This window comes from Novosphingobium sp. CCH12-A3 (genome assembly GCF_001556015.1).
Classification (GTDB): domain Bacteria; phylum Pseudomonadota; class Alphaproteobacteria; order Sphingomonadales; family Sphingomonadaceae; genus Novosphingobium; species Novosphingobium subterraneum.
The window spans coordinates 1-694 of the sequence record NZ_LSIA01000017.1 but is presented as its reverse complement, the minus strand read 5'-3'; the positions used below and the strand labels follow the sequence as shown (position 1 = coordinate 694).

Sequence of the window (694 nt, the reverse complement as noted above, 5' to 3'; positions counted from 1 at the left end):
TCTATCCCGACAAGCTGCCCATCGCCTACTCGGTCCACGTGACCGAGCGGCCCGAACTCGCGGTCTGGACCATCGTGGGCGTAAACCGCATCGAGATCACCCAGCACGAAAGCGAGGTTGCCGCGCGGCTCGAAGCCCTGCGGGCGGTTCGCAACACGCCCCGGCGTCTCGACCTGCTGCCGACAAAACCGCTGCCCCGACCGGACGACTGAGCCCGCTCAGGCGGCTTGCTGCGCGTCCCAGCTTCGCCGCGGCGGCCGGCTGACGCGGGCCGGGAGCGGCTCGCCCTCCTTCCACAGCAGGTGCGCGACGCCTTGCCCGGCGAGCAGCGCTTCCAGCGGCTCCGCCACCTCGTTGTCGCGGTCATGGATGTGGATGGCGCTGGCTTCCTCGCCGGTGTCCTTGAGCACCAGGCTCGCGATCGGCGTGTCGGTGTCGAGATTGACACGCAGGCCCTTCACGAACCGCCGCTTCTCCGCGACCGCCTTGCCGACAAGGTAGCGCTCGTCGCTGGTCTCATAAGGCAGCCACTCGGGCGTCACCGGCATCAGCGCGACCTCGATGAGGTCGAAGGTGCCCTCGCGCCGCCGCGCGAACGAGCCGGCGAGAACCAGGTGACCGCTCTTACCGTTCGGTCCATCCTGCGCCTGCCACAACGCGAGTTCGCCCGCGAACCGCTTGTGGAAGCGCCGCG

General features: G+C 69.3%; 1 protein-coding gene and 1 pseudogene. One reads left to right on the top strand and one right to left on the bottom strand.

The genetic code is table 11. The annotated features are described in order from the left end of the window. A pseudogene (locus AX703_RS01010) lies at nt 1-212 on the top strand (hypothetical protein); the annotation flags it as partial. 6 nt (nt 213-218) lie between these two features. On the opposite strand, the gene AX703_RS01005 reads toward AX703_RS01010, so the two are convergent. Continuing rightward, on the bottom strand, nt 219-694 hold a 476-nt coding region (locus AX703_RS01005; RefSeq protein WP_156451864.1), incomplete at its 5' end, for a DUF1173 family protein.